Origin of the sequence: Kribbella sp. NPDC026596 (assembly GCF_040638415.1) — a bacterium.
Taxonomy (GTDB): Bacteria; Actinomycetota; Actinomycetes; order Propionibacteriales; family Kribbellaceae; genus Kribbella.
The window spans coordinates 1-5,686 of the sequence record NZ_JBEZYF010000141.1 but is presented as its reverse complement, the minus strand read 5'-3'; the positions used below and the strand labels follow the sequence as shown (position 1 = coordinate 5,686).

At 55.8% G+C, this 5,686-nt stretch carries 3 rRNA genes; all 3 read right to left on the bottom strand.

The features are described from left to right. Positions 1-47 precede the first annotated feature (47 nt). The 3 genes from rrf to AB0E63_RS46085 all read right to left on the bottom strand — a co-directional run bounded on the left by rrf (position 48) and on the right by AB0E63_RS46085 (position 5,446). Positions 48-165: ribosomal RNA gene (gene rrf / locus AB0E63_RS46095) — 5S ribosomal RNA — on the bottom strand. Positions 166-322: 157 nt separating this feature from the next. Beyond that, positions 323-3,448 (bottom strand): 23S ribosomal RNA (locus tag AB0E63_RS46090). A gap of 480 nt (positions 3,449-3,928) precedes the next feature. Continuing rightward, positions 3,929-5,446, bottom strand: a 16S ribosomal RNA gene (locus AB0E63_RS46085). The 16S, 23S and 5S rRNA genes sit together here, the layout of an rRNA operon. Between the last annotated feature and the right edge of the window lie 240 nt (positions 5,447-5,686).

Genomic DNA, 5,686 nt, shown 5'->3' with positions numbered 1-5,686 from the left:
AAATGTTAAGGGCCACCCCTTGTGGGGTGGCCCTTAACAGTGTGAATGTCCGGCGGCGTCCTACTCTCCCACGACCTCCCGGTCGCAGTACCATCGGCGCTGTCGAGCTTAACTTCCAGGTTCGGAATGGAGACTGGGTGTTTCCCCGACGCTATGGCCACCGAAACTCTATCAAAATATCAACCAACCACCTGCTACTAGCCACAAACCCCGTCGGGGTTTGGTGTGCTGGGGTTGACCGTATTTCGGGAACCGTACAGTGAACGCGAGATCTCTCGTTAATAGCGCAGCTTGAAAGTCTGTTTCCACATCGAGTGTGGTGTGTGACAAGCCCTCGGCCTATTAGTACCAGTCAGCTCCACACATTGCTGTGCTTCCACTTCTGGCCTATCAACCCAGTGGTCTACTGGGGGCCTTACCCGGTTAACCCGGTGGGAGACCTCATCTTGAAGCGTGCTTCCCGCTTAGATGCTTTCAGCGGTTATCACTCCCGAACGTAGCCAACCAGCCGTGCTCCTGGCGGAACAACTGGCACACCAGAGGTTCGTCCACCCCGGTCCTCTCGTACTAGGGGCAGCCCTTCTCAAGTCTCCTGCGCGCGCAGCGGATAGGGACCGAACTGTCTCACGACGTTCTAAACCCAGCTCGCGTGCCGCTTTAATGGGCGAACAGCCCAACCCTTGGGACCTACTCCAGCCCCAGGATGCGACGAGCCGACATCGAGGTGCCAAACCATCCCGTCGATATGGACTCTTGGGGAAGATCAGCCTGTTATCCCCGGGGTACCTTTTATCCGTTGAGCGACGGTGCTCCCACATGCCACCGCCGGATCACTAGTTCCGACTTTCGTCCCTGCTCGACATGTCTGTCTCACAGTCAAGCTCCCTTGTGCACTTACACTCGACACCTGATTGCCAACCAGGCTGAGGGAACCTTTGAGCGCCTCCGTTACCTTTTAGGAGGCGACCGCCCCAGTCAAACTACCCACCAGGCACTGTCCCTGATCCGGATAACGGACCAAAGTTAGACAGCCAGAACAACCAGAGTGGTATTTCAACGATGACTCCACCCGAACTGGCGTCCGAGCTTCACAGCCTCCCACCTATCCTACACAAGTTGTACCGACCACCAATACCAAGTTGTAGTAAAGGTCCCGGGGTCTTTCCGTCCTGCTGCGCGTAACGAGCATCTTTACTCGTAATGCAATTTCGCCGAGTCCACGGTTGAGACAGCGCCCAAGTCGTTACGCCATTCGTGCAGGTCGGAACTTACCCGACAAGGAATTTCGCTACCTTAGGATGGTTATAGTTACCACCGCCGTTTACTGGCGCTTAAGTTCAAAGCTTCGCCGGCCGAAACCGACTAACCTGTCCCCTTAACGTTCCAGCACCGGGCAGGCGTCAGTCCGTATACATCGAATTACTTCTTCGCACGGACCTGTGTTTTTAGTAAACAGTCGCTTGGGCCTGGTCTCTGCGGCCATCACCGCTTCCCTCAGCAAGTGAGGTAACGGATCCGGCCCCCCTTCTCCCGAAGTTACGGGGGCATTTTGCCGAGTTCCTTAACCATGGTTCACTCGATCGCCTTGGTATTCTCTACCTGATCACCTGTGTCGGTTTGGGGTACGGGCGGCTCTAACACTCACTGCGAAGTTTTTCTCGGCAGCATGGGATCATCCACTTCCCCTAAACGGGTCCGCCTCGGCTCTCAGGCTATGTGAGACACGGATTTGCCTATGCCTCGCCCTACCACCTTGCCCGCGGATCAGCTTGCGCCTACCATCGCCGCGGTTGGACTACCCTCCTGCGTCACTCCTCAATGCACCTACTACCACCTCGGGTCACCAACTCCACTCATCAACCCGAAGGTCTCCAAGCTTTGTTGGTTTAGCATCAGCGGGTTCGGTCGGGTCGTGTTAATGCCGGTACGGGAATATCAACCCGTTGTCCATCGACTACGCCTGTCGGCCTCGCCTTAGGTCCCGACTTACCCAGGGCAGATTAGCTTGACCCTGGAACCCTTGATCATCCGGCGGACGGGTTTCTCACCCGTCATTCGCTACTCATGCCTGCATTCTCACTCGTGCAGCATCCACAACTCCATCACTAGGCTGCTTCACACGCTGCACGACGCTCCCCTACCCATCCACACACCTGGACACCAACCGAAGTCGATGCCGAGTAATAGTATGAATGCCACAGCTTCGGCGGATTGCTTGAGCCCCGCTACATTGTCGGCGCGGAATCACTTGACCAGTGAGCTATTACGCACTCTTTCAAGGGTGGCTGCTTCTAAGCCAACCTCCTGGTTGTCTGGGCAACTCCACATCCTTTTCCACTTAGCAATCGCTTAGGGGCCTTAGCTGGTGATCTGGGCTGTTTCCCTCTCGACTACGGAGCTTATCCCCCGCAGTCTCACTGCCGCGCTCTCACTTACCGGCATTCGGAGTTTGGCTGATTTCGGTAAGCCGGTAAGCCCCCTAGACCATCCAGTGCTCTACCTCCGGTAAGAAACACGCGACGCTGCACCTATATGCATTTCGGGGAGAACCAGCTATCACGGAGTTTGATTGGCCTTTCACCCCTATCCACAGGTCATCCCCCAGGTTTTCAACCCTGGTGGGTTCGGTCCTCCACGCGGTCTTACCCACGCTTCAACCTGCCCATGGATAGATCACTCCGCTTCGGGTCTAGAGCATGCGACTAAAGCGCCCTATTCAGACTCGCTTTCGCTACGGCTACCCCACACGGGTTAACCTCGCCACACACCACTAACTCGCAGGCTCATTCTTCAAAAGGCACGCCGTCACACCCCACAAGGGAATGCTCCGACGGATTGTAGGCAATCGGTTTCAGGTACTATTTCACTCCCCTCCCGGGGTACTTTTCATCTTTCCCTCACGGTACTAGTCCGCTATCGGTCACCAAGAAGTATTTAGGCTTAGCGGGTGGTCCCGCCAGATTCACACGGGATTTCAAGAGTCCCGTGCTACTTGGGAAAACACTCGAGAGTCACTGTCTTACGCCTACAGGGCTATAACCCACTACGGCTCAACATTCCAGAAGATTCGACTTCAACAGCGATTTATAACTCTCTGACACCACGGCATTAGCATCTGAATGCTCCCACAACCCCATATACGCAACGCACGCCGGCTATCACACGCACATGGTTTAGCCTCATCCGCTTTCGCTCGCCACTACTCACGGAATCACTATTGTTTTCTCTTCCTGCGGGTACTGAGATGTTTCACTTCCCCGCGTTCCCTCCAGAACCCTATGTGTTCAGGCACTGGTAACTGGCTTTAGAATGCCAGCTGGGTTTCCCCATTCGGACACCCCCGGATCACAGCTCGGTTGCCAACTCCCCGGGGCTTATCGCAGGCTCCAACGTCCTTCATCGGCTCTTGGTACCAAGACATCCACCGATTGCCCTTAGTAGCTTGTCACAAAACAAAACAACAAAATTACGCTACAAAGAGATGCTCGCGTCCACTATACAGTTCTCAAAATACGGGCAGGAACACCAGCCCATGTCCACCACCTGCCAGGTAAGCGTTCCGCCCCAGGGAAACAACACACCCAGAAACAAGACACCCACACCAACGGTTTGATGAGAGCCGGCCCCAGCCACCCACCACACCCCAACTCGCAAGAGCTCAGTGTGATTGTGACCCAGAAAAACCAGTACAGACCTCCGAAGAGACCTGGCCCGATTCCTCAGGACCCAACAGCGCGCCTCGATGATCCACTCGGCCCCGTCCGCGTTCCACACCCACCAAAGTGAGTAGTACTAGCATCAGCAGCTCCGCTGCACATCTAATGGTCAATGTTCCACATTCCGAAGCACCGTCGCCCCGAGACACTCGCTCAGGAAACGACGAATGGACAGGCACCCCTTACGGGCTTGCCTGCCGAATGCTCCTTAGAAAGGAGGTGATCCAGCCGCACCTTCCGGTACGGCTACCTTGTTACGACTTCGTCCTAATCGCCAGCCCCACCTTCGACGGCTCCCTCCACAAGGGTTAGGCCACCGGCTTCGGGTGTTGCCGACTTTCATGACGTGACGGGCGGTGTGTACAAGGCCCGGGAACGTATTCACCGCAGCGTTGCTGATCTGCGATTACTAGCGACTCCGACTTCATGGGGTCGAGTTGCAGACCCCAATCCGAACTGAGACCGGCTTTTTGGGATTCGCTCCACTTTGCAGTTTCGCAGCCCTTTGTACCGGCCATTGTAGCATGCGTGAAGCCCTGGACATAAGGGGCATGATGACTTGACGTCATCCCCACCTTCCTCCGAGTTGACCCCGGCAGTCTCCTATGAGTCCCCACCATAACGTGCTGGCAACATAGGACGAGGGTTGCGCTCGTTGCGGGACTTAACCCAACATCTCACGACACGAGCTGACGACAGCCATGCACCACCTGTATAGGACCCTTACGGACCCCGCATCTCTGCGAGATTTCCCTATATGTCAAACCCAGGTAAGGTTCTTCGCGTTGCATCGAATTAATCCGCATGCTCCGCCGCTTGTGCGGGCCCCCGTCAATTCCTTTGAGTTTTAGCCTTGCGGCCGTACTCCCCAGGCGGGGCGCTTAATGCGTTAGCTGCGGCACGGAGGACGTGGAATGTCCCCCACACCTAGCGCCCAACGTTTACGGCGTGGACTACCAGGGTATCTAATCCTGTTCGCTACCCACGCTTTCGCTCCTCAGCGTCAGGTAAGGCCCAGAGAGCCGCCTTCGCCACCGGTGTTCTTCCTGATATCTGCGCATTCCACCGCTACACCAGGAGTTCCGCTCTCCCCTGCCTACCTCTAGTCTGCCCGTATCGGAAGCAGGCTCGGAGTTAAGCTCCGAGTTTTCACTCCCGACGTGACGAACCGCCTACGAGCCCTTTACGCCCAATAATTCCGGACAACGCTCGGACCCTACGTATTACCGCGGCTGCTGGCACGTAGTTGGCCGGTCCTTCTTCTGCAGGTACCGTCACTCTCGCTTCGTCCCTGCTGAAAGAGGTTTACAACCCGAAGGCCGTCATCCCTCACGCGGCGTTGCTGCGTCAGACTTTCGTCCATTGCGCAATATTCCCCACTGCTGCCTCCCGTAGGAGTCTGGGCCGTGTCTCAGTCCCAGTGTGGCCGGTCGCCCTCTCAGGCCGGCTACCCGTCGAAGCCTTGGTAGGCCATTACCCCACCAACAAGCTGATAGGCCGCGAGCCCATCCCCAACCGCCAGAACTTTCAACCACAAACCATGAAGTCCGCAGTCATATCCGGTATTAGACCCCGTTTCCGAGGCTTATCCCAAAGTTGAGGGTAGGTTGCTCACGTGTTACTCACCCGTTCGCCGCTCGTGTACCCCCGAAGGGGCCTTACCGCTCGACTTGCATGTGTTAAGCACGCCGCCAGCGTTCGTCCTGAGCCAGGATCAAACTCTCCGTTGAAAAATATAGACAAACCGGAAAACCGGCGAGTCAACAACATCGAATGATCCTTTGAATCAGAAACAAATCAAACTGACTTGAATCCAGAAATATTTCAAAGGAATCCGACACAGACAACAAACAACCCCCACCAAAAACCTCCAAGAGGCCCTGGCAGAACATCATCCGAAGCCCATGTACGGGGTTAATGCTAAATTTCGGCATTGACTTTCGGCACGCTGTTGAGTTCTCAAGAATCGG